Raw genomic sequence first — 21,974 nt, 5'->3', positions numbered from 1 at the left:
GAGCGGGGGCGGGGGAGGGGTGGGGTGTTCCGGGAGCTGAACCGGATCAGTACGATCGCCGCGACGACGAGGAGGTCCTTCAGTGCCCGGAACGAACGAACCGCCCCAGCTGGGCGTGGCCGTCGTCGGCCACTCCTTCATGGGTGCCGTCCACTCCCACGCGTGGCGCAGCGTCGACCACGTCGGCGAGCCCCGCTTCCGCACCCGCCGCGTGGCGCTGGCCGGCCGCGACGCCGGCCGCGCCACCGCCGCGGCCCGCCAGTTCGGCTGGGAGGAGGGCGTGGACGACTGGCGCGCCCTGCTCGAGCGCGACGACGTCCACGTGATCGACGTGCTCACCCCCGGCGACAGCCACGCCGAGATCGCCATCGCCGCCCTGGAGGCGGGCAAGCACGTCATCTGCGAGAAGCCGCTGGCGAAGACCGTCGAGGAGGCCGAGCGGATGACCGCGGCCGCCGAGGCGGCCTCGGCGCGCGGCGTGCGCAGCATGGTGGCCTTCAACTACCGCAAGGTCCCCGCCATCGGGCTGGCGCAGCAGCTGGTCGCGGCCGGGCGTCTCGGCGAGGTCCGCCAGGTGCGCGCGCTGTACCTGCAGGACTGGATCGTCGACCCCGAGTTCCCGCTGACGTGGCGCCTGCAGAAGGACCGCTCCGGCGCCGGCGCGCTGGGCGACATCGGCTCGCACATCGTCGACGCCGCGCAGTTCATCACCGGCCAGAAGCTGGTGGGCGTCAACGGCACCCTGGAGACGTTCGTCAAGACCCGCCCGCTGGAGGCGGCCCGCACCGGGCAGAACACCGGCCTGGGCGCGCAGGCGTCCGCCGAGCGCGGCGAGGTCACCGTGGACGATGCGGCGGTGTTCTTCGGCCGCGGCGACGGCGGTGCGCTGATGACGTTCGAGGCGACCCGCATGGCGCTGGGCCGCAAGAACGGCATGCGCATCGAGGTCAACGGCTCGCGCGGGTCGGTCGCGTTCGACTTCGAGTCGATGAACGAGCTGTGGTTCTTCGACGGCGACCTGCCCGACGCCGAGAACGGCTTCCGGCGGATCCTGGCGACCGAGCCGGAGCACCCGGGCGTGTCGAACTGGTGGCCGGCCGGGCACGGCCTGGGCTACGACCACCCGTTCGTGCACGAGCTGCAGGAGTTCCTGGGCGCGATCGCCGACGAGCGCGACCCGTCGCCGTCCTTCGCCGACGGCCTGCAGGTGCAGAAGGTGCTCGAAGCCGTGCAGCGCAGCGCCGAGAACGCCTCCGCCTACACCGAGATCTGAGGAGCCGACGATGCCACGCCCCGTGACCCTGTTCACCGGCCAGTGGGCCGACCTGCCCTTCGAGGAGGTGTGCCGGCTCGCCTCCGAGTGGGGGTTCGACGGCCTGGAGATCGCCACCTGGGGCGACCACCTGGACTCCGCCCGCGGTGCGCGCGACGACGACTACGTCGCCGAGAAGAAGGCGGTCCTGGAGAGGTACGGCCTGGGGGTGTGGACGATCTCGTGCCACCTGACCGGCCAGGCCGTGTGCGACCTCATCGACGAGCGCCACAAGGACATCGTGTCCGAGCAGGTGTGGGGCGACGGCGACCCCGAGGGCGTGCGGCAGCGCGCCGCGGAGTACGTCAAGGACACCGCGCGCACCGCCGCCAAGCTCGGCGTGAAGACCGTCACCGGCTTCACCGGTTCCTCCATCTGGCACACGGTGGCGATGTTCCCGCCCACCCCCGACGCGATGGTGGAGCGCGGCTACCAGGACTTCGCCGACCGCTGGAACCCCATCCTCGACGTCTTCGACGAGGTGGGGGTGCGGTTCGCCCACGAGGTGCACCCGTCCGAGATCGCCTACGACTACTGGACGACGAAGCGCGCGCTGGAGGCCATCGGGCACCGCGAGGCGTTCGGGCTGAACTTCGACCCCAGCCACTTCGTGTGGCAGGACCTGGACACGGTCGGGTTCCTGCGCGACTTCGCCGACCGGATCTACCACGTGCACTGCAAGGACTCCAAGAAGCAGCTCGACGGGCGCGCCGGCCGCCTGGGCTCGCACCTGCCGTGGGCGGACTCCCGGCGCGGCTGGGACTTCGTCTCCGTCGGGCACGGCGACGTGCCGTGGGAGGCGATCTTCCGCCAGCTCAACCAGATCGGCTACCAGGGCCCCACGAGCGTGGAGTGGGAGGACGCCGGGGTGGACCGCCTGCGCGGCGCGCCCGACGCGCTGGCGTTCGTGCGCCGCCTCGGTGAGCTCATCCAGCCGCCGGCCGCGGCGTTCGACGCCGCGTTCAGCTCCAAGGGCTGATCCGGCACCCGATCGGGTGCCGCCCGTTCAAGGCGGCCCACCCGCCGGCCGATCCCCGACCCGGTGCGCCGAACAGCGGCGCACCGGGCACGGTGGCACCGTCGGGAGGTGGTCACCCTGCGCCGCACGGACCGCCTCGTCACGCCGGTCGGTGAACCCGCCGTCCTCGCACGCCGCCCGTGGCTGCGGTGGGCGCTCTTCACCGCCCTGACGGCGCTCGCCGTCCTCGTCGGCTCCGCCGCCAAGTTCAGCAGCACCGTGCCGGTGCTCTCCCCGGTGCCCGCCGTCGCCGTGCTCTGGCTGGCCGGCTCGCCCGGCCCGCGCCGGCGCGCGCTCGACGGCTGCACGCTCGTCGTCGTCGCGGCGCTCGTGCTGCACGCCACCGAGCCGGCGCCGCTGGCCTCCCTGCTGCGGGCGCTCGCCATCGCCCTCCAGGGCCTGGCCAGCGCGTGGGCGTACCGGCTGCTGCGCCCCGCGGGGCTGGAGCTGCGCACCGCCCGGGACCTGCTGGTCCTCGCCGCGGGCACCGGCCCCGGGGCGGCGGCCTCCGTCCCCCTCGCACTGGCGGCCTCGGCGGTCGCCGGACCCCTGACCGCGGCGACCGCTCCGCAGTGGCTGCTGCACGGCTCCGTCAGCGCCTTCGTCGTGGTGGCCGCGGTCCTGCAGGCCGGCGGCGGCCCCGCCGGCGAGCGCCGGCACGCCTCGACGCCCGAGCGCTGCGGCGTCCTGGCGGCCTTCGCGCTGACCTACGCGCTGACGTTCTGGGTGCTGCCGGACCTGGCGGCATCGTTCGCGCTGCTGCCCGTGGCGGTGTGGGCCGCGCTGCGCGAGTCCCTGCGTGCGGTGACGGCCCACCTCGTCCTGCTCGCCACCGGGGTCGTCGTGGCCGTCCGCGCCGAGCACCACCCGTGGCGCGAGCTGCCCCTCGACGTGGAGGTCGTCCTCGCCGAGGCGTTCCTCGGCGTGCTGGCGCTCACCACGCTGGCCCTGGCCCTGTCCCGGGCCGACGGGGAGCGCAGCGCGCGGCGGGCGCAGGAGCAGGCCGACCTGCTGACGGCGGTGTTCTCCTCCAGCAGCGACGCGGTGGCGGTCGTGGACGCGCGCGGGAACCTGCTGCTGCGCAACGCGGCGGCCGACGGCCTGTTCGGCGCCCTGGACGTGCCCGGGATGGCCGGCCCCGGCTCCGAGCACGGCTTCTTCAGGTGCGACGGCACGCGGTTCGCCCACGAGGACCTGCCGATCGTGCGGGCCCTGCGCGGGCACGACGTCGACGCCGTGGAGGGGCGCCTGGTGACGCCGGCCCACCCGGCCGGTCGCACGGTCAGCGTGAGCGCCCGGCCGCTGGCCGTGGCGCCGGGGGCGCCGTGGAGCGGCGGGGCCGTCGCGGCCCTGCACGACGTGACCGAGGTGCGCGCGGCGGCCGACGAGGTGGCCCGCGCCCACGACCTGTTCGAGAGCGTCCTGGACGCCGCGACCGAGCACGCGATCGTGGCCTGCGACCCGCACGGCACCATCACCGTGTTCAACGAGGGCGCCGAGCGCATGCTCGGCTGGTCGGAACGGGAGGTGCTGGGCCGCCCCGTGCTGTACCTGCACGACCCGGCCGGGCTGCAGGAGGTCGCCGACCAGCTGGGGGTGCGCGGACCCGCGGACTTCTTCACGGGCGACGTCGGCGGGCGACCGATGACCTTCCGCACCCGCTACCGGCACCGCGACGGCGGCCTGGTGCCGGTCAGCGTGACGAGCGCCGCCATGACGGACGGCGGTCGCGTCACGGGCTACACCACCCTGGCCACCGACATCACCGCCCAGCTCGCGGCCGAGGAGCGCCTGACCCACCAGGCGCTGCACGACGCCCTGACCGGCCTGCCGAACCGGACGCTGCTGGAGGAGCGCCTGGAGGGGGCGGTCACCCGCGCGGCCCGCGACGGCGGGTGCGTCGGCGTGCTCTACCTGGACCTCGACGGGTTCAAGGCCGTCAACGACACCGCCGGTCACGAGGCCGGTGACGCGCTGCTGCGCCGGGTCGCGCAGCTGCTGAGCGGCTGCGTGCGCCCGGGCGACACGGTCGCGCGCCTGGGCGGGGACGAGTTCGCGGTGCTGTGCCCCGGGCCGGTGCGGGAGGCGGACCTCGTCGCCGTCGGGGAGCGCTTCCTGGACCGGCTGCGCTCGCCGGTCCGGCTGCGCACGACGGGCGCGAGCCTGGACGCCGTGGTGGGCGCGAGCATCGGCGTGAGCACCGGCGACGGGGCGTCGACGGTGCGTGCGCTGCTGCACGAGGCGGACACGGCCATGTACGGGGCCAAGCGCGCCGGCAAGGGCCGGGTGCGCGTGCACGGCCGTGCGCGGGGGCGCGCGGGTGGACCGGCGCCCGCGGTGGACGGCGGTCGCGTGCACGGCCGGTGACATCGCCGTGCAGCACCTGTGGCCTGGGTCACAGGCGTCTCGTGGAGATCCTGTGACCTGGTTGGGTCGAGGTCATGACGACGTCCCCCCGCCGCCAGCGCACCGCCCTGTCCGCCACCCTCACCGCGGCCGCCCTGGCCGCCGCGGCCCTCTGCAGCGCCGCCCCCGCCTCCGCGCACGAGCTGCTGCCCACCGCCCCTGCGCCCCTCGACCCGGGCGTGCAGCTGGTCCTGGACCGCACCAACGCCGCCCGCGCCGCCGCCGGGTGCGCCCCGCTGGACGTGGCCGAGGCCATGACCGACACCGCCGCCGCGCACAGCGCCGAGATGGCCGGCGTCGGCCGCATGAGCCACGTCGGCGCCGACGGGAGCACCCCCCGCACCCGCCTGGCCGCCCACGGCGTGCTGCCCCGCCGCACCGCCGAGAACGTCGCGTACGGCTACGACGCCGCCTCCGTCGTCGACGCCTGGCTGGCCAGCCCCGGGCACCGCGCGAACATCCTCGACTGCCGGCTGACCCTGGTCGGCGTCGCCGAGGCCGCCGGCCCGGCGGGCCCCTACTGGACGCAGGTCCTCGCCGGCTACTGAGCCACCCCCACCCGTTCCTCCCCGCGCCCGGCGCCGGGGCGCGCGACACGTCCCAGCGCGCGCCCCGCCGCCGGGCGCGGCATCCTGCACGGGCGGGTGAGCGACCGGGGAACCGGCCGCCGACGAGGTGCGTCGGACCGGAGGCGCATCGAGCGCAGCAGCCGGGGAGGACGGGCCGTGTCGGGAGCACCGTGGCAGGACCACGCCGCCGCGCAGCCCACCACCCGCGCCCTGCAGGGGCTCTGCGCCGTGCTGGGCGTGGTGCTGGTGGTCCTCGTGGCGCTGCTGGCGCTGCGCACCCTGGGCGGTGCCGGGCAGCCGGCCCTCGGCGCGGACGTCGTGGGCGTCGCCGCGCCGAGCACCCCCGCAGCCCCCACCACCGCACCGGCCGGTTCCGGCGCCGGCCTCGCGGGCGCGCGCGCCGAGGCGGACGAGCGGGCCCTGGCGACGCTGGAGGAGCTGCGCGCGCAGGGCCTGGCCGAGCACCCGCCCCAGGGGCAGTGGGTGGCGCAGCTGGCCGCCAAGAGCGTGGGCACCACCGACCCCGTGCAGACCGCCGCCAACGGCAGCAGCACCTTCTACGCCACCGACATCCTCGAGCAGACCCGCCGGATCGCCTCCCGCACCGCCGGTGGCGACGTCTTCGTGCTGGCCAGCACCGACTTCGCCCCCGGCACCGTCGACGCGCGCGGCAACCCGTACTGGACGACGTTCGCCACCGGCCCGTTCGCCGACGCCGACGACGTGCGCACCTGGTGCGACAGCGTCTTCGCCGCCGTCCCCGCGCGAGAGCGCGTCAACGCCTGCTTCCCCGAGCAGCTGCTCCCGCCGTCCTGACCGCCCCCGCCGTCCCGCCCCCGGAGCGCGGGGTCCTCAGAGGCTGAGGCTGGGGTGCAGCTCGGCCACGGTCCAGGTGCGGCGGCGGTGGCACGCCAGGACCGTCACCGCCAGACCCAGCACGCCGAAGGCCACCAGCACCGCGGCGTCCAGCAGCACCGCACCGACGGGGCCGGCGCCGATCAGGTGGCGCAGGCCGTCCGTGGCGTACGTCATCGGCAGGTACGGGTGGACGGCGCGGAAGAACGCCGGTGACGTCTCGACCGGGTAGGTGCCGCCCGCCGAGGTCAGCTGCAGCACCAGCAGCACGAGGGCGACCAGCCGCCCCGCCCCGCCCAGCAGGGCGACCACCGCCTGGTGCAGCGCGGTGAACGAGACCGCCACCAGCACCGTGAACGCCACGGTCACCAGCGGCGAGGGGGACTCGACGCCCACCGCGACCAGCAGCACCGCCATCAGCAGCACCGCCTGCAGCACGCCCAGCACCACGCCCGGCACGAGCCCGGCGACGGCGGTGCGCAGCGAACCGGCGGTGGAGGCCAGCGCCCGCGCCGACACCGCCCGCAGCACCATGTACGTGACCATGCCGCCCACCCACAGGGAGATCGGCACGAACAGCGGCGCCAGGCCGTCGCTGTAGTGGGCGACCGCGTGGGCGCGGGCCCGCTCCGCCTCGACCGGGTCGGCGACGACACCGGCGCGCTCGGCGGCGTCCGCCGCGTCGTAGGAGGGGGCCTGCGCCTGCCCGTCGGCCAGCTGCCCGGCCAGGTCCCCGGCACCCTCGGCCAGCTGCCCGGTGCCGGCCGCGAGGTCCCCGGCGCCGGTGCGCGCCTGCGAGGTGCCGCCCAGCAGGGCGCTCGCGCCCTCGTCGACGCGCGCGGCGCCGCCGGCCAGCGCCGCGGCGCCGTCGGCGGCGGTGCGGGCGCCTTCGGCCAGCTGGCCGGTCCCGCCGGCCAGCGCGGCGGCGCCGTCGGCGGCGCCGGCCACGCCCCGCTGCAGGGCGGGGGCGGCCTCGGCCAGGGAGCGGGCGCCGCCGGCCACGGACGCGGCCCCCGCGGACAGCTCCTGTGCGCCCGCGGCCAGGGCGTCCACCTGCTCCTCGACCCGCTGGGCGGCGCCTGCCAGGTCGGTGCCGGCCAGGGCGTCGCGCAGCTCCTCCAGGCGCCGGGCGGCCTCGGCCAGCTCGGTGTCCTGCGGGTTCGCCTCCGCCAGGTCCCGGGCCCGCTGCACCAGCTCGTCCAGGGCGGGCAGGGCCTCCTCGGCGGCGGCGCCCAGCTCGCCGACGCCGTCGGCCGCCGCGGCGGCCTGCGCGGTGGCTGCGGCGACCTGCTCGGCGCCCGCGGCGACGCCCTGCGCCCCCTCGGCCAGCCGGGCGGTCTGCGCGGGCAGGTCCGCGGTGGCGGTGCGCAGCTCCTCCAGCCCGCTGCTCAGCGCCGCGGCGCCCGAGGCGGCCCCGTCGGCACCGGTGGCCAGGGTCGCGGTGCCGCCGGCGAGGTCGTCGGCGCCCGCGCGCAGCGCCCCGGTGCCGTCGACGAGCTCGGCCGTGCCGGAGCCGAGGTCCCCCAGCCCCACGACGAGCCGGGCGGCCCCGTCGCCGGCCTCGCGGGCACCCGCGGCGAGCTGCTCGGCACCGTCGGCCGCCTCGCCCAGGGAGTCGTGGATCGAGGTGAACGCGACGTACACGTTCTCCAGGTGGTCCTGCGTGGCACCGGTGGCGACCTGCGTGCGCACCGAGGTCGCCACGGTGTTCGCGACCTGCCCGACGATGTAGTTCTCGGCGTCGTCGGTGGTCACGCTCAGGCGCGCCTGCCGCGGGTCGTCGCCGCCGGCGGAGGCCAGCGCGGCGGAGAAGTCCTCCGGCACCCGTAGGACGGCGGCGTAGGTGCCGTCCTGAAGGCCCCGCTCGGCCTCGGCCTCGGTGGCCTCCTCCCAGGTGAAGCCGGCGTCGGCGCCGGGCCCGGTGAGCGTCTCGACGAGGTCGCCCCCGGCGTCCAGGGTGCGCTCGGCGCCGTCGGCGCCGGTCACGGCCACCGCCTCGTCGGCGTCGACGACGGCGGCCCGCAGGTTCCCCAGCTCCCCGACCGGGTCGTGGTTGGCGGACAGGTACAGCCCGCCGTAGAGCAGCGGCACCACCACCACGGTGAGCAGCGCCAGGCGGGTGATGACCGCGCGGCGGAAGCGGGCCAGCTCCAGGCCGGGCAGGGAGAAGCGGGGGCTGCGGCGCGCAGGGCTCATCGGGGGTCCCGGAGGTCGAGGAGGACGGTGTCGGCGTCGGCACCGCGGGGCAGGTCGGGGTCGTCGGTGCAGCTGGCCACGACGGTGAGCGGTGCGGCGGAGGTGCGGCGCAGGGCGGTCAGCGCCGCCCAGGCGCGGCGGCGGTCCTCCACGCGGCGCAGGGAGTCCACGTCGTCGACGACGAGCACGTCGGGGCGCCCCACCAGCGCCAGCACCACGCCCAGCGCCATCCGCTCCAGCGGGTCCACGTCGCTGACGAACTCGCGCCGGTGCAGGCCCGGCGCGGCGGCCCCCGGCACGGCCCCCGGCGCAGCGGGGACGTCGAAGGTGCGCTCGACGCGGTCCAGCAGCTCGTCGACCCGGCCGCGCCCGGTCCACGGGCGCCACCACGGCTGGTGCAGCACGAGGCGCTCGGCGACGTGCTGCTCGACGGTGAGGGCGTCGTCGAGGTCGTTGACGCCGCGGACCTCGGCCAGGGCGGCGCGCCGGCGCACCGCCCTGGCCTGCGCGGGCAGGTCGTGGCCCAGGACGCGCAGCGTGCCGGAGGTGGGGCGCATCCGGCCCGCCAGGGTCAGCAGCAGCGACGTCTTGCCGCTGCCGGCGCGGCCGCGCACCACGAGCATCGAGCCGACGGGCACGTCGACGTCCACGCCGGTGAGGACGTCGCGGCCGCCGCTGCGCAGGGTCAGGTCCCGCGCGCGCACGGCCAGCTCCACGTGGCGGCCGGTCACCGCACGTCCCCGGCCCGGGGCGCAGCGGCGGCCCGGGGGGTGGAGAACGCCTCCAGCACGGCGGTGACCAGGCGCACCTCGAAGGCGCGCCCGTCCTCGCCGCCCGCGGCCCCGGGGGCGGTGGCGCCCTCGTGGGCGGCCAGGACGGCGCGGGCCAGCTCGTCGCCGCCGGTGGTGCCGACCCGGCCGGTGCGGGTCAGCCCCTCGGACAGCAGCGGGACCAGCTGCGCCAGCAGCTCCTCGCGCGCGCCGGTGAGCACCCGCGCGGCCGCGGGGTTGCGCAGCGCCTGGGCGGAGAACTCCGCGCGCACGGTGAGCCACTGCCGGTCCACCGGCAGCAGGTCCAGGACGCGGGCGACGAGGTCCGGCAGGGCGGTGGGCCCGTCCGCGGCCCCGTCGCAGGGGGGCAGGTGCGAGCGCACGTGCTCCAGCACGCGCCCGGCCCGCTGGGCGTAGAGGGCGGCGACGACCTCGTCCATGCTGGTGAAGTTGGAGTAGAAGGCGCCGCGGGTGAAGCCGGCGCGCTCGCAGACGCCCTCCACGCTGCTGCGGGCCAGGCCCTGCTCGGCGAGCAGCTCCAGGGCGGCGGCCAGCAGCCGGGTGCGGGTCTGCTCGCGGCGGCGGGTGGTGCGCGGGCCCCCGGTGCGCGGCGGGGGAGCCGGCGGGGACGCGGGGGTGGGCGGCACGCGGGAAGGGTAGCGCGCCGTGGATGCGATCCGTATCGGATGCGCACTGCATCCGATGCGCGGCGGATCGGCGCGGGTCGCACCGATGCGACCGGACCACCCCCGTGGGCTGCTTAGGGTGTTCGCGGGGTTGCGCGGCGTGCGCCGTGCGCAGTGAGCGGGGGACGAGGACGTGCACGAACGGCAGGACCGGCCGGCGCAGCAGGACACCGCGGGGAACCGCCGGCGCGGGCCCCGGGGCCGTACCCGCCTCCTGGTCGGCCTCGGTGCCGGTGCGGCCGTCCTCGCCGGCGGCTACGCCACCGCCGCCCTCGCCCTGGGCGGCCAGGCGCCCCGGGGCACCACCGTCCTGGGCGCCGACGTCGGCGGCCTGGACCGCGCCGGCGTCGAGCGCGCCCTGGCCGGCCCGGCCGCCGCCGTGCAGGCGCAGCCCGTCGCCGTGCGCGTCACCAGCCCCGCCGGCGACGTCGACGGCACCGTCGAGGCCCCCACCGGCCTGGCCGTCGACGTGCCCGCCACCGCCGCCGCCCTCACCGGCCCCGCCTGGGACCCCCGCGAGCTGTGGCACCACCTCGCCGGCGGCGGCGAGGAGCGCCCCGTCACCGACGTCGACCGCGACGCGCTGCGCGCCGGGCTGCAGCCCCTGGTCGGCGCCGTCGAGCAGCCGCCCGTCGAGGGCGCCGTCACCTTCGAGGTGCGGCCCGGCGCCGACGGGGTCCCCGCGAGCGTCGAGCCCGTGCCCGTCGAGCCCGCGCCCGGCCGCACCCTCGACGCCGCGCGCGCCGTGGACGCCGTCGCCGCCGCCTGGCCGGCCGCCGAGCCCGTCGAGGTCGCCGCGCGCGTGGTGCGCCCCGCCCTGGACGCCGAGGACGTCGCCACCGCCGTGGACGCCGTCGCCCGCCCCGCCGTCGCCGGCGACCTCGTCGTCGCCGGCGGCGGGCGCGAGGTCGTCCTGGCCCCGCCCGCCTTCGCCCCCGCCCTGGCCGTGCGGGCCGTCGAGGGCAGCGCCGAGCTGGTCGCCGACGGCGCCGCCCTGGAGGCCGCCGTCCTGGCCGCCGACCCCGCCTTCGAGACCGCTCCGCAGGACGCCCGCATCGAGGTGAGCGACGCGGTGCCGCGCGTCGTGCCGGCCGTGCAGGGCACCGACGTGGCGCCCGAGGCGCTGGCGGCGGCCGTGACCGCCGCCCTCACCGCACCGGCCGCGTCGCCCGCGGGCACCGCGTCGCCCTCGGGCACCGCGTCGACGGAGCCGGTGCCCACGGCCCCCGCGGGGCCGTCCCGGCGCGCCGAGGTCCCCCTCGTGCCCGCCCCGCCCGCGCTGAGCACCGAGGAGCTGACGGGGCTGGGGATCGTCGAGCAGATCTCCACGTTCACCACGACGCTCACCTCCGACCGCGACCGCACCGAGAACATCCGCATCGCCGCGGCCGCCGTGGACGGCACCCTGCTGCGGCCGGGGGAGGAGTTCTCCATGAACGACACCGTCGGCGAGCGCACCCCCGCCCGCGGCTACAACCGCGCCGGCGTCATCTCCAACGGCCGCCTGGTCGAGGGGTACGGCGGCGGTGTGTCCCAGCTGTCCACCACGCTGTTCAACGCGGTGTTCTTCGCCGGCCTGGACGAGATCGAGCACAAGCCGCACTCGTTCTACATCTCCCGCTACCCCGAGGGCCGCGAGGCGACGATCGACTGGCGCAGCATCGACAACCGGTTCCGCAACGACTCCGGCCACGGCGTGTACATCACCGCCGGCATCAGCGGGAACCAGCTGACGGTGTCGATGTACGGCACGAAGCGCTGGGACGTGCGGGCGCTCAAGAGCGCCCGCAGCAACATCCGCACGCCCCGCACGATCTACGACACCAGCTCGGACTGCTCCCCGCAGTCGTCGAACACCGGTTTCGACGTCACCGTCACCCGCGTCATGACGCCCGTCGGCGGCGGTGCCGAGCAGCGCGAGAGCTGGACCACCAGGTACAACGCGCAGAACCGCATCGTCTGCGGGCCCGACCCGGCCACGGTGCGGCCCAGCCCGACCGCGACCGCCACGCCCTCGGTGCCCGCGCCGACGGCCACCGCGACCGCGCCGGCCGCACCCGCTCCCTGAGCGGGGAACCGGGCGGGTGAACCGGCCGAGGGTGTTCAGCCGGGTGCCGGAGCTGCCGATGGGGCGGTGAGGGCGCTCGGGCTGCGGGCGGTCCCGCCGGACGCTGGAGCGCGACGATGCCGAACCCCACCACCCCCGCCGACCCGCGGCCCACCGGCCCCCGCCGGTGGGCCGCGGACCGCCCCGTCGCGGTGAAGATCAGCGCCGGCATCGCCGTCAGCGCGGTCGTCGCCGTCGCCGTCGGCGGGCTCGCCGCCGTGCGCATGGTCGAGCTGCGGGACACCACCGCCGCGTCGTACTCGCAGAGCGTGCAGCCCATGGTCGACCTGGCGGCCGTCCAGCGCGGTTTCCAGGCCGCCCGCGCCCGCATCGTGGAGTACCCGGCGGCCTCGCCGGACACCCGCGTGGAGCTGCGCGAGCAGCTCGACGAGAAGGTCGGCGACCTGGAGGCGGGGCTGGAGGCCTACTCCGCGCGCGCCGCCGACCCCGAGCAGGTCGAGGTGTTCACCGGCGCCTACCAGGAGATGGTGCAGCTCTTCGAGGAGCAGCTGGCCCCGCAGGCCGACGGCGGTGACGTCGCCGGCGCCGCCGTCACCTACCGCGAGGTCGTCCTGCCGGTCGTCACCCGCGGCGCCGACGCCGTCGAGGCCGCCGGCGAGGCGGAGGAGGCGCGCGCGAAGGCCCGCACCGAGGCCGCCGCCGACCGCGTCAGCTCGGGCCTCCTGCTCGTCCTGGGCGTGCTGGTCGGCGGCCTCGCCGCCTCCGCCGTGCTGGCCGCCGTCGTCGTGCGCGGCATCACCCGCTCGCTGCGCGCGGTCTCCGGCGTCCTGGACGCCGTCGCCGACGGTGACCTGACCCGTACCGCCGACCTGACCAGCGACGACGAGATCGGCCGCATGGGGCAGAGCCTGCAGCGCGCCACCTCCAGCCTGCGCCGCGTCGTGCACACCATCGCCGGCACGTCCACCGCCCTGGGTGGGACCAGCACCGAGCTGTCCGGCACCAGCTCGAGCCTCGCGCACGGCGCTCGGGAGGCCTCCGCGCAGGCCGGGGTCGTCTCCGCGGCCGCCGAGGGCGTCTCCCGCACCGTGGAGACCCTCGCCGCGGGCAGCGAGCAGATGGGCGCCTCCATCCGGGAGATCTCCGTCAGCGCCGCCGAGGCCGCCAGGGTCGCCGGTCAGGCGGTCGTGATGGCCGGCACCGCCGACGACACCGTCAGCAGGCTGGGCGCCAGTTCCCGCGAGATCGGCGACGTCGTCAAGGTCATCACCGCCATCGCCGAGCAGACGAACCTGCTGGCGCTGAACGCCACCATCGAGGCCGCGCGCGCCGGCGAGATGGGCAAGGGTTTCGCCGTGGTGGCCGGTGAGGTCAAGGAACTGGCGCAGCAGACCGCGCGGGCCACCGAGGACATCACCCACCGCGTGGACGCGATCCAGTCCGACACCGGCCACGCCGTCTCCGCGATCGCCGAGATCCGTGACGTCATCGCCCGGATCAGCGACTTCCAGACCACGATCGCCTCCGCCGTGGAGGAGCAGACCGCCACGACGAACGAGATGAACGGCAACGTGACCGAGGCGGCGAGCGCCTCGATCGAGATCGCGCGCAACATCGCCGCGATCGCCGCGAGCGCCGGCGCCACCACCGACGGCGCGGCGCAGGCCCAGCGCGCCTCCGGCGACCTCGAGCGGCTCGCCGGGGAGCTGCAGGGGGCGGTCGGGGGCTTCCGCTTCTGACGGCGAGCCCGCCCGCGCCGGATCAGCCGGCCTCCCGCGCTGCGCGGGCGGCCGGCTGAGTGCGCAGCTCGTGGTCCCCCTCCGGGGTGCGCGACTCGAAGAACCACCGCCCGCTGCCGTCCGGCAGCACCAGGTGCTCCAGGTAGCGCACGTCGACGACGGGCACGGCGGGGTCCGCCACCCACCCGCCGCCCGGTGCGGGACGTGCCACGCCGGTGCGCTCGAACCAGTTCTCCTCCTTCGACGCCCGGCCGTCGTAGGCGAGGGCGCCGCCGGGCAGCACGGTCGTCACCCGGGCCCCGCGGGCGTCCCACCGCCCCGGCCGGCCCCGCAGCGCGGTGCCGCGCCACGTCCACTCCCAGCCGTCCCGGCTCGTCAGGAACGCCGTGGACATCCGGTCCTCCTCGCCGGGCACCTCGAGGTCGTGGCAGCACACCCGGGCCCGCCAGCCGCCCGGGTGCCGCACCAGCGCCGGGCGCTCCAGCACGCTCGCCCCGGCCCGCTGCGGGCCCGCGCGGCCGATCTCGCTGAACGTCGCACCGCCGTCCGTGGAGCGGGACAGCACGAGGGTGTCGCCGTCGGCGCGCTCCCGGTGGGCCAGCAGCACGCTGCCGTCGTCGTCGAGGACCGCGCAGGGTGCGCCGGCCCAGCGTTGCGGCCCGCGCGCGGGGGCGGGCACCGCGACGGTCGAGCGGGCCGGGTCCGGCAGCGGCGGGAGGGCGGGAGCGGGGACGGGGGGAGCCGGTGGGGTCGTCATCCCGCGAGCGTGCCGCGCGCGCCCACCGCGGGGGCAGTGGCAGGACCGTCGTGCAGGCCGACGTTCCAGCCACCCTGGTCCGCGTGACCCGGCCCGCCCGCACCGTCGCCGCGCTCACCGGGGAGCGGGTGGCGGTCTTCGAGCTGGGCGTCGCCGCCCAGGTGTTCGGCCTGGACCGCGGCGACGACGGGCTGCCGGTCCACGAGTTCCTGCTGTGCGGTGCGCGCCCGGGACCGGTGCCGTCCACGTCGGGTTTCGACGTGCACGTCCCGCACGGGCTCGACGCGCTCGCCCGCGCGGACCTCGTGGTCGTGCCGGCCTGGCCCACCCTCGACGCACCCGTGGCGCCCGCCGTGCCGGCGGCGCTGCGCGACGCCGTGGAGCGCGGTGCGGACCTGCTGACGATCTGCTCGGGAGCGTTCCCGGCGGCGCGCGCCGGGCTGCTCGACGGGCGCCGCGCCACCACGCACTGGCAGTTCGCCGACCTGCTGGCCCGGACCCACCCGCGGGTGCGCGTCGAGCGCGACGTCCTCTACGTCGAGGACGGTCCCGTCGTCAGCAGCGCGGGCGCCGCTGCCGGCATCGACGCCTGCCTGCACGTCGTCCGCCGCGACCGCGGTGCGGCCGTCGCGAACGCGCTGGCCCGGCGCATGGTGACGGCGGCGCACCGGGCCGGCGGCCAGGCCCAGTTCGTCGACCACCCGGTCCCGGCCCGCCCCGCCGACGGCGCCGGGGAGATCGCTGCCCTGCTGGACTGGGTGCGCGAGCACCTCGCCGACGACCTGAGCGTCGACGACCTCGCCCGTCGGGTGTTCGCGGCGCCGCGGACGTTCGCGCGGCGGTTCCGGGCGGTGACCGGCACCACCCCGCACCGCTGGATCGTGGAGGAGCGGTTGCGGCTGGCCGAGGAGCTGCTGGAGCGCACGGACCTGAGCGTGGAGGCGATCGCGGCGCGCACCGGGACGGGCACCGCCGACGGGCTGCGCCGGCAGTTCGCCGCCCGCCGCGGCGCACCGGCGCGCGTTCCGCCACGCCCGCCCGCAGGGCGGCTGATCGCACCGCGCTGCCCGGGCGCCCCGGGTCAGGCGTCGCCGAACAGCGGTTCCAGCCGCTCGCGGGCGGCGGCCACGTCCCAGCCGCGCGCGGCCACCCAGGCGTCGTCGTAGTACGTGTCCCCGTAGCGGGAGCCGTCGTCGCAGATGAGGGTGACGACGCTGCCGGGGCGGCCCTCGCGGCGCAGCCGATCCACCAGGCGCAGCGCGAGGGCCAGGTTCGTGCCGGTCGAGGCGCCCGCCCGGATCCCGGTGCGCTCGTGCAGGATCCGCACCGCGGCCACCGACTCCGCGTCCGGCACGGTTTCCACCAGGTCGATGACACCCGGCACGAACGAGGGTTCCACACGCGGGCGGCCGATCCCCTCGATGGCCGAGCCGGGCGCGGTGACGGTGCGCGAGCCGGTGCGCCAGGCCTCGGCGAACGCCGAGCCCTCCGGGTCCGCCACGGCCAGGCGGGTGCGCCGCCGGGTGTGGCGGCAGTACCGCCCGATCGTGGCGCTGGTGCCGCCGGTGCCGGCCCCCACGACGATCCACTCCGGTTCGGGGTTCTCCTCCAGGGCCATCTGCCCGAAGATCGAGCAGGCGATGTTGTTGTTGCCGCGCCAGTCGGTGACGGTGGAGGCCATCGCGAACTGGTCCAGGTAGTGCCAGCCGTCCCGGGCGCCGAACCCCTCGGCGACGGCGTACACCTCGCCGGGCCGGTCCACCAGGTGCAGGCGCCCGCCGTGGCGGCGGATCAGCTCCAGCTTGGCGACCGCGGTGGTGCGCGGGACGACGGCCACGAACTCCAGGCCGAGCATGCGCGCGAAGTACGCCTCGGACACCGCGGTGGAACCGCTGGAGGCCTCCACGAGCGTGGTGCCCGGGCCGATGTCGCCGTTGGCCAGGCCGAACAGGAACAGCGAGCGTGCCAGGCGGTGCTTGAGCGAGCCGGTGGGGTGCGTGGACTCGTCCTTGAGGTACAGCTGCACGCCCCACGCCGGCGGCAGCGGCAGCACCCGCAGGTGCGTGTCGGCGCTGCGGTTGGCGTCGGCCTCCACCAGGCGCACCGCCCGGTGCACCCACGCCCGGGCCCCGTCCCCGCTCACCCCGTCCACCTGGTGCCCCCCGCTCTCGGTGATCAAGGAAGTGGCAACTTCCTTGATCACCGAGGGTAGGGGTGCGGGAGGGGTGGGGTCAGTCGTCGGCGGGGACGGGCCACAGGTCCAGCTCGACGCGCAGGCCCGGCAGGGCCCGCTCCAGCTCCTCGCGCAGCTGCTCGCCCTCGCTGGCGTAGCGCTGGGACGAGCCGGGCGAGTCCCAGCCGCACAGGTCGGCGGGGTGGTGGTCGTCGAAGTACTGCTGCCAGCGCAGCAGGCGCGTGCGCAGCGTCTCGTCCAGGCCCAGGTGGTCCAGGTGGGTGGGCGAGAGCACGAACGCCCCCACGGACGCGGGCGCCCACACGGGGGTCGGTGCCTCGTAGTCGCTCATCAGCCGCAACCGGTCGAACACGAACACGAGCGTAAGACCTGGTGACGGGTGCTCTCGACCACGCGACGCGCAGCCCTGTCTGCGGAGCGTGAGGAACCCCTCCGGACGTCAACGCAGGGTGACCACCACCTCCCCCGTGGACCGCTGAAGCACCGCGTACCCGCCCTCGAAGTCCTGCCGCAGCCGGTCCGGCCCGTCGTCGCGCGCCCCGGACACCGGCAGCCCCAGCGGCCCGGCCTCCCACCCCCGCGCCGCCCACTCCTCGCGCACCGCGCCCAGCACCGCGTGCGCGCCGGTGGACGGCGACCAGTACACCGAGCCGCCCTCGAAGTGGTTGAAGCGCCCGCGCCCGTCCGGGGGCGTCAGCTCGTCGGTCAGCGGGTACCCCAGCGGCCCGGTCTCCCAGCCCGAGCGCTCCCACGCGGTGCGGATCGCGCCGTGCACCTCGAACGCCCCCGTGGACGGCGACCAGTGCACCGAGCCACGCTCGAAGTGGTTGAAGCGCCCGAGCCCGTCCGGAGCGGTCAGCTCGTCCGTGACGGGGAAGCCCAGCGGCCCGGCCTCCCACCCACTGCGGGCCCACGCCTCGCGGACCGCGCCGTGCACCTCGAACGCCCCCGTGGCCGGCGACCAGTACAGCGAGCCGCCCTCGAAGTGCTGGTAGCGGCCACCGCCGCCCGGCACGGGCGTCTCCGGCGTGAGCGGCTCGCCCAGCAGGCCCCCCTGCCCGCCCAGAGAGGTGTACCGGCTGCCGATCGGCGTGCAGTCCTGAAGGGCCGGCGCGCCGTGCACGCCGGTGCGCTGGTCGGTGGCGCTCGTCGTGGAGCAGTCCCACGACGGGATCCGCCACGGCGGCGTGCACGTGACCACCCGGCACCACACCGGTCCGGTGCAGCGCACGTCCTGGTGGCACTGCCCGTACCGGAACCGGTTGCAGCACACCCTGCGCTGGTCGCACTGCCCGTCCGGGCCGCACCCGCACGAGCACGACGTGCAGCTCTCGGCGCAGAACGTGCTGCGCCCGCCGCACCCGCACGAGCAGTAGCTGTGGCAGTCCACGTAGTACCGGGCGCCGCCGCAGCAGAACCCCGCCCCGTCCGACTTCCACCAGCCGCCCACCAGGCTGCCCGGCGGGCAGCGGTTCACCCCGCCGCCGATCGTCGCGCAGAACACCGTGTACCCCGACGAGCAGGTCGAGTCCGGCCCGCACACCGCCGCGTACGCCGTGCCCGGCCGCGTCAGGTACCCCCACGGCCCCACCGCCAGGGCCGAGCCCACCACCGCCGTGCGCGCCAGGAACCCCCGCCGGCTGGACCGCGCCGCCAGCGCCAGCGCCAGCCGGTCCACCAGCGCGCCCAGCCGCCCGGGCGATCCCCCGGGCCCACCCGCCTCCTCGAGCACCGTCACGACTCCACCCCCGCCTCCACCACGAGCGAGGCCAGCACCGCGCGCAGCCGCGGCAGCATCTCCACCCGCCGCGCGTGGCTGCCCAGGACCACGTACAGGCAGAACGCCCGCCCGGCGTGCTGGAAGAACCACTGAGCCCCCGACTGCCCCGCGATCGTGCGCTGCAGCTGCTCCGGCGCGAAGTCCGACACCTGCGGCCGCGGCAACCCGCGGGTGGCGAACAGCGCCGTCGAGCACGCCGCCGGGTCGTGCTCGAACAGCGACACGAACAGGTCGCCCGCCCCCAGCGACGCGGTCACCCCGCCGCCGAAGTCGCCGCGCACCGCCGGCAGCGGCACCGTCGCCGCGTGCAGCACCGGCCGCACCCGCGCGCCCGGCGCGTGCTCCTCCCCGCTGCGGCGGGTGATCCGCACCTCCCACCCGGGCGGGGCGTCCACCCCCACCCCGTGCGCGCGCACCTGCACGTCGACCCCCTCCTTCAGCCGGTGACCAGGGCCGCGACCTGCGCCGCGGCGGCCAGCGAGACGACGGCCGACGTGGCGGCCGCCGCGGTCCGGGCGGCGGGCGCGCGGCGCTCCAGCCCCCGGTGCGCCCGCGCCAGCCGCTGCGGCGTCGTGACGCCGCGCAGCGCCACCACGGGCAGCGCCCGCACCGCCCCGAACACCAGCCCGACCGCCGCGCCCGCGAGCGGCTCGCCGCCCAGCACGGCCAGCGCCAGCGCTGCGTACAGGACCGGGGAGGTGACGATCGTGACGACGCCCACGCCGAGCTGCGCGCCGTACCCCACCCCGTACACCCAGCCGCGGTACCGGTGCAGCCAGTCCTCGTCGACCTGCCGGTGCCACGTCGGCAGCTGCGGCAGCCGGCCCATCTCCACCGCCACCGACGCCGCCGCGAACACCGCCAGCAGCGCCGTCGCCACGGCCGCCGCCGCCCGCTGCTCCAGCGGCAGCAGCGCACCCAGCAGCCCCAGCAGGGTGCCCAGCGCCAGACCGCCCGCGGCGGAACCGGTGAGGTAGGCCGCCACCGTCACCGGCCAGCGGCTCGCGCGCCCCCGCTCGCCCAGCGGGGTGATGCTCGAGAGCATCGACTCGCCTCAAGGCGACCACGTGGAGCGCAGCGCGGCCACGGCCGCGGTCGGCAGCCCCAGCAGCAGCGCCCACGCCGTCGGCTCCACCGCCCCCGCCCCTCAGCCCTGCGACCGCGGGGGCTCGACGAGCTCCTCGGCGGTCAGGTCCAGGCTGGGGTGGCCGGGCGCGATGCCCGCGGCGAGCAGCTCGCGGTCGGCGCGGGCCTCGCGGTGCGCACCGCCACCGGTGTCCTCGCCGGCGTGCGCGTGCCCGTGCGCGTGGGCGCCGCGGCCGGCGAGCTCGCGGTCGCCGGCGGCCTCCGCGACCAGCCGCTGCACCTGCTCCCACGCCGTCGCGCTGCCCTCGCCGGACACCCGGCCCGTGGCGCCGTCGACGAGCACGAAGTACGGCGAGCCGGGCACCTCGTAGCCCTCCCATGCCGTCGTGGACATCACCACGTCCACCCCGTCGGCGGCCAGCGCCCGCACCGCGGTGGCGCTCTCCCGCTCCGCGCCCTGCGTGACCACCACGAGCCGCGTGCCCGCCGGCAGCCCCGCGCCCGCCGGCTCGCGCAGGCGCTCCCAGAAGCCCCGGCAGGTCAGGCAGCCGCTGGAGAGGAACGCCAGCAGGGTGTCCGGGCCCGCACCCACCGCCACCTGCACGCCGTCGCCGTCGGGCGTCGCCCCGCTGACGGGCACCGCCGCGGCGCCGGTGACGCCCGCCGGGCCCACCACGCCCGGGCCCACCCCGAACGGCACGTCCACCGGCTCGCCCGCCCGCGGCGCGGTGTCCTCCCGGCCCGCGCCCAGGGCGTGCAGGGAGCGCAGGATCTCCGCGTGGCTGCGCAGCAGCCCCGCCACCAGCAGCCCCAGCAGGGCCACGGCCACGGCCAGCGCGACGACGACGGCGGTCAGGACGGTGCTCACGGGGCGCTCCTGGTGACGGCAGGGGTGACGGCGGGGGTGGGGGCGGGGGTGGCGGCGGGGCGGTGCGCGGCCGCCAGGCGGGGGAGCGCGGTCAGGGACAGCAGCGCCAGCCACGCCACGAGCGCGACCAGGCCCGCCGCGACGAGCGCCGCCGGTGCACCGGAGCCCGCCGTGCCCGCCAGGCCGGTGGCCCCGCCGCCCGGGGCGGTGGCGGCGCTCGCGGCCGCCAGCGCCGCGGTCACGGCGACGTGGGTGCGGGTGGGCGGCAGGTCCGGCTCGCCGAAGCAGCCGCACGAGCTCAGCGGCGCGTCGCGCACCAGGGTCAGCACGACGAAGGCGGTGAACGCGGCGTAGGCGGCGGCGACCGCCCAGGCCGTGCCCGGGAGCCCCGCGAGCGCGGCGGCGGCCAGCGCGACCTCGCCAGCGCCGAGCAGGCGCACGAGCGCGCGGGAGGCCGGCAGGTGCTGGGTGCGCAGGGCGCGCGCGGTCCCGTCCGGGCGGCCCAGCTTCGCGGCGCCCGCGACCAGCAGCAGGACGGTGCCCGCCAGGTGCGGCACCAACCACGTGTCCACGGAATCACGTTGGGTGACGGCTGTGGGCCGGGTCAAGCGGTTCGGCGAACCCGCCCCCGATTCCCCGGGCACACCCGGCTACGGTCCCCGCACTGCCCGTCGACGTGTGGAGGGAACCGTGCAGGACACCGCGCAGGAGCTCGTGGACGGCGCCCGGCCCGGCGCACCGGGTTCGGTGACCGACCGCACCGCGCCCGGCCCGCACGGGCCGGTGGACGTGCGCGTGCACGTGCCCGAGGGGACGCCCGTCCGAGCGCTGGTGTGGGCGCACGGCGGCGCCTTCGCGCGCGGCGACCTCGACATGCCCGAGTCGGACGCCGTGGCCCGGGCCCTGCAGCGCGCCGGGCACCTCGTCGTGACCGTCGGCTACCGGCTGGTCGGCGACGGCACCCGGTGGCCGGTGCCCTCCGACGACGTGCTGGCCGCGTGGCGCTGGGGCCGCGAGCTGGCCGCCGCCGCGGGCGTGGACGCCGCGCGCACCTTCCTCGGCGGCGCCAGCGCCGGGGGCAACCTCGCCGCGGGCGCGGTGCTGCGGCTGCTGGAGGCGGGGGAGGAGGCGCCCGCCGGGGTGGTGCTGGCGTACCCGACGCTGCACGCGGTCCCGCCGGCCGCCTCGCCCGCGGCCGTGCGCGCGCTCGCCACCCTGCCGCCGGGGGAGCAGCGCTGGGAGGCGCCCGCCGTGCGGGAGATGTACGCCGGCTACGTCGGCGGCGACCCGGACGGCGCCCCCGCCGCGGTGACGCCCGGCACGGCGCCGCTGGAGGGCTTCCCGCCGGCGCTGGTGCTGGTCAGCGAGGTGGACGGGCTGCGCGGCTCCGCGGAGGAGTTCGCCGCGCGCCTGGTGGCGGCGGGGACGGCGGTGACCTGCGTGGTGGAACCGGGCACCCGGCACGGCCACCTGAACCGCCCGCAGGAGCCGGGCTCCGGCGCGAGCCTGCGCCGCGTCGACGCCTGGCTGCGCGCGGCCCCCGACCTCACCGGCCCCGCCTGACCCCACCCCACCCCACCCCACCCGGCCCCACCCCCGCCCCGGTGCGGGCGGTCGCCTCCCGCAACCGCGAGGCCCTGCTCTGCGCGGCGCGCGAGCTCGTCGAGGAG

General features: G+C 77.4%; 20 protein-coding genes. 9 read left to right on the top strand and 11 right to left on the bottom strand.

Annotated features, from left to right (window positions below; genetic code table 11):
* Positions 1–139 precede the first annotated feature (139 nt).
* The 5 genes from ACRYM0_RS14925 to ACRYM0_RS14905 all read left to right on the top strand — a co-directional run bounded on the left by ACRYM0_RS14925 (position 140) and on the right by ACRYM0_RS14905 (position 6,121).
* Complete coding sequence (locus tag ACRYM0_RS14925) at positions 140–1,273, top strand: Gfo/Idh/MocA family protein (RefSeq protein ID WP_432506381.1); 1,134 nt, start codon at positions 140–142, stop codon at positions 1,271–1,273.
* A gap of 10 nt (positions 1,274–1,283) precedes the next feature.
* Positions 1,284–2,291 (top strand): sugar phosphate isomerase/epimerase family protein, encoded by a 1,008-nt coding sequence (locus tag ACRYM0_RS14920; protein ID WP_432506379.1) that lies wholly within the window; start codon positions 1,284–1,286, stop codon positions 2,289–2,291.
* Between the two features lie 108 nt (positions 2,292–2,399).
* Positions 2,400–4,697, top strand: coding sequence for a diguanylate cyclase domain-containing protein (locus ACRYM0_RS14915; RefSeq protein ID WP_432506377.1), 2,298 nt, complete (start codon positions 2,400–2,402; stop codon positions 4,695–4,697).
* Positions 4,698–4,771: 74 nt separating this feature from the next.
* Positions 4,772–5,284, top strand: coding sequence for a CAP domain-containing protein (locus tag ACRYM0_RS14910; protein ID WP_432506375.1), 513 nt, complete (start codon positions 4,772–4,774; stop codon positions 5,282–5,284).
* A 177-nt stretch (positions 5,285–5,461) separates the two neighbouring features.
* Positions 5,462–6,121, top strand: coding sequence for a hypothetical protein (locus tag ACRYM0_RS14905; RefSeq protein WP_432506373.1), 660 nt, complete (start codon positions 5,462–5,464; stop codon positions 6,119–6,121).
* A 36-nt stretch (positions 6,122–6,157) separates the two neighbouring features.
* On the opposite strand, the gene ACRYM0_RS14900 is transcribed toward ACRYM0_RS14905, so the two are convergent.
* The 3 genes from ACRYM0_RS14900 to ACRYM0_RS14890 are packed head-to-tail and all read right to left on the bottom strand — an operon-like array spanning position 6,158 to position 9,773.
* Positions 6,158–8,356: a YhgE/Pip domain-containing protein gene (locus ACRYM0_RS14900; RefSeq protein ID WP_432506371.1), complete on the bottom strand. Its 2,199-nt coding sequence runs from the start codon at positions 8,354–8,356 to the stop codon at positions 6,158–6,160.
* A complete protein-coding gene (locus tag ACRYM0_RS14895) occupies positions 8,353–9,087 on the bottom strand; it encodes an ATP-binding cassette domain-containing protein (RefSeq protein ID WP_432506369.1) in 735 nt (244 codons plus the stop codon). Before ACRYM0_RS14895 ends, ACRYM0_RS14900 begins: the two co-directional genes overlap by 4 nt.
* On the bottom strand, positions 9,084–9,773 hold the full coding sequence (locus ACRYM0_RS14890) for a TetR/AcrR family transcriptional regulator (protein ID WP_432506367.1): 690 nt from the start codon (positions 9,771–9,773) through the stop codon (positions 9,084–9,086). Before ACRYM0_RS14890 ends, ACRYM0_RS14895 begins: the two co-directional genes overlap by 4 nt.
* 172 nt (positions 9,774–9,945) lie before the next feature.
* On the opposite strand from ACRYM0_RS14890, the gene ACRYM0_RS14885 reads away from it, so the two are divergent.
* Positions 9,946–11,880 carry a VanW family protein gene (locus ACRYM0_RS14885; RefSeq protein WP_432506365.1) on the top strand — a complete coding sequence of 645 codons (1,935 nt, stop codon included), beginning with the start codon at positions 9,946–9,948 and terminating at the stop codon, positions 11,878–11,880.
* 116 nt (positions 11,881–11,996) lie between these two features.
* Positions 11,997–13,619, top strand: coding sequence for a methyl-accepting chemotaxis protein (locus ACRYM0_RS14880; RefSeq protein WP_432506364.1), 1,623 nt, complete (start codon positions 11,997–11,999; stop codon positions 13,617–13,619).
* 22 nt (positions 13,620–13,641) lie between these two features.
* Here the strand turns inward: ACRYM0_RS14880 and ACRYM0_RS14875 are convergent, their stop codons facing one another.
* Complete coding sequence (locus tag ACRYM0_RS14875) at positions 13,642–14,376, bottom strand: sialidase family protein (protein WP_432506362.1); 735 nt, start codon at positions 14,374–14,376, stop codon at positions 13,642–13,644.
* Between the two features lie 83 nt (positions 14,377–14,459).
* On the opposite strand from ACRYM0_RS14875, the gene ACRYM0_RS14870 reads away from it, so the two are divergent.
* Entirely contained in the window at positions 14,460–15,542 is a 1,083-nt protein-coding gene (locus ACRYM0_RS14870; RefSeq protein ID WP_432506360.1) for a helix-turn-helix domain-containing protein, read from the top strand.
* Here ACRYM0_RS14870 and ACRYM0_RS14865 read toward each other — a convergent pair.
* The 7 genes from ACRYM0_RS14865 to ACRYM0_RS14835 form a co-directional block, all read right to left on the bottom strand.
* Positions 15,458–16,519, bottom strand: coding sequence for a PLP-dependent cysteine synthase family protein (locus ACRYM0_RS14865; protein WP_432506358.1), 1,062 nt, complete (start codon positions 16,517–16,519; stop codon positions 15,458–15,460). The genes ACRYM0_RS14870 and ACRYM0_RS14865 overlap by 85 nt on opposite strands.
* Positions 16,520–16,607: 88 nt before the next feature.
* Positions 16,608–16,922, bottom strand: coding sequence for a hypothetical protein (locus tag ACRYM0_RS14860; protein ID WP_432506356.1), 315 nt, complete (start codon positions 16,920–16,922; stop codon positions 16,608–16,610).
* Positions 16,923–17,009: 87 nt separating this feature from the next.
* On the bottom strand, positions 17,010–18,308 hold the full coding sequence (locus tag ACRYM0_RS14855; protein WP_432506354.1) for an LGFP repeat-containing protein: 1,299 nt from the start codon (positions 18,306–18,308) through the stop codon (positions 17,010–17,012).
* Positions 18,305–18,772: a hypothetical protein gene (locus tag ACRYM0_RS14850; RefSeq protein ID WP_432506353.1), complete on the bottom strand. Its 468-nt coding sequence runs from the start codon at positions 18,770–18,772 to the stop codon at positions 18,305–18,307. The genes ACRYM0_RS14855 and ACRYM0_RS14850 overlap by 4 nt, the downstream gene beginning before the upstream one ends.
* Before the next feature lie 14 nt (positions 18,773–18,786).
* Positions 18,787–19,395 carry an urease accessory protein UreH domain-containing protein gene (locus ACRYM0_RS14845; protein ID WP_432506351.1) on the bottom strand — a complete coding sequence of 203 codons (609 nt, stop codon included), beginning with the start codon at positions 19,393–19,395 and terminating at the stop codon, positions 18,787–18,789.
* 102 nt (positions 19,396–19,497) lie between these two features.
* Positions 19,498–20,304: a TlpA family protein disulfide reductase gene (locus ACRYM0_RS14840; protein ID WP_432506349.1), complete on the bottom strand. Its 807-nt coding sequence runs from the start codon at positions 20,302–20,304 to the stop codon at positions 19,498–19,500.
* On the bottom strand, positions 20,301–20,876 hold the full coding sequence (locus ACRYM0_RS14835; protein WP_432506347.1) for a MauE/DoxX family redox-associated membrane protein: 576 nt from the start codon (positions 20,874–20,876) through the stop codon (positions 20,301–20,303). The genes ACRYM0_RS14840 and ACRYM0_RS14835 overlap by 4 nt, the downstream gene beginning before the upstream one ends.
* A 118-nt stretch (positions 20,877–20,994) precedes the next feature.
* On the opposite strand from ACRYM0_RS14835, the gene ACRYM0_RS14830 reads away from it, so the two are divergent.
* Positions 20,995–21,867, top strand: coding sequence for an alpha/beta hydrolase (locus ACRYM0_RS14830; RefSeq protein WP_432506345.1), 873 nt, complete (start codon positions 20,995–20,997; stop codon positions 21,865–21,867).
* Positions 21,868–21,974: the final 107 nt, after the last annotated feature.

Origin of the sequence: Kineococcus arenarius subsp. arenarius (assembly GCF_050871845.1) — a bacterium.
Lineage (GTDB): Bacteria > Actinomycetota > Actinomycetes > Actinomycetales > Kineococcaceae > Kineococcus.
The sequence above is the reverse complement of the archived record's forward strand: the minus strand, read 5'-3'. Positions and strand labels throughout refer to the sequence as shown.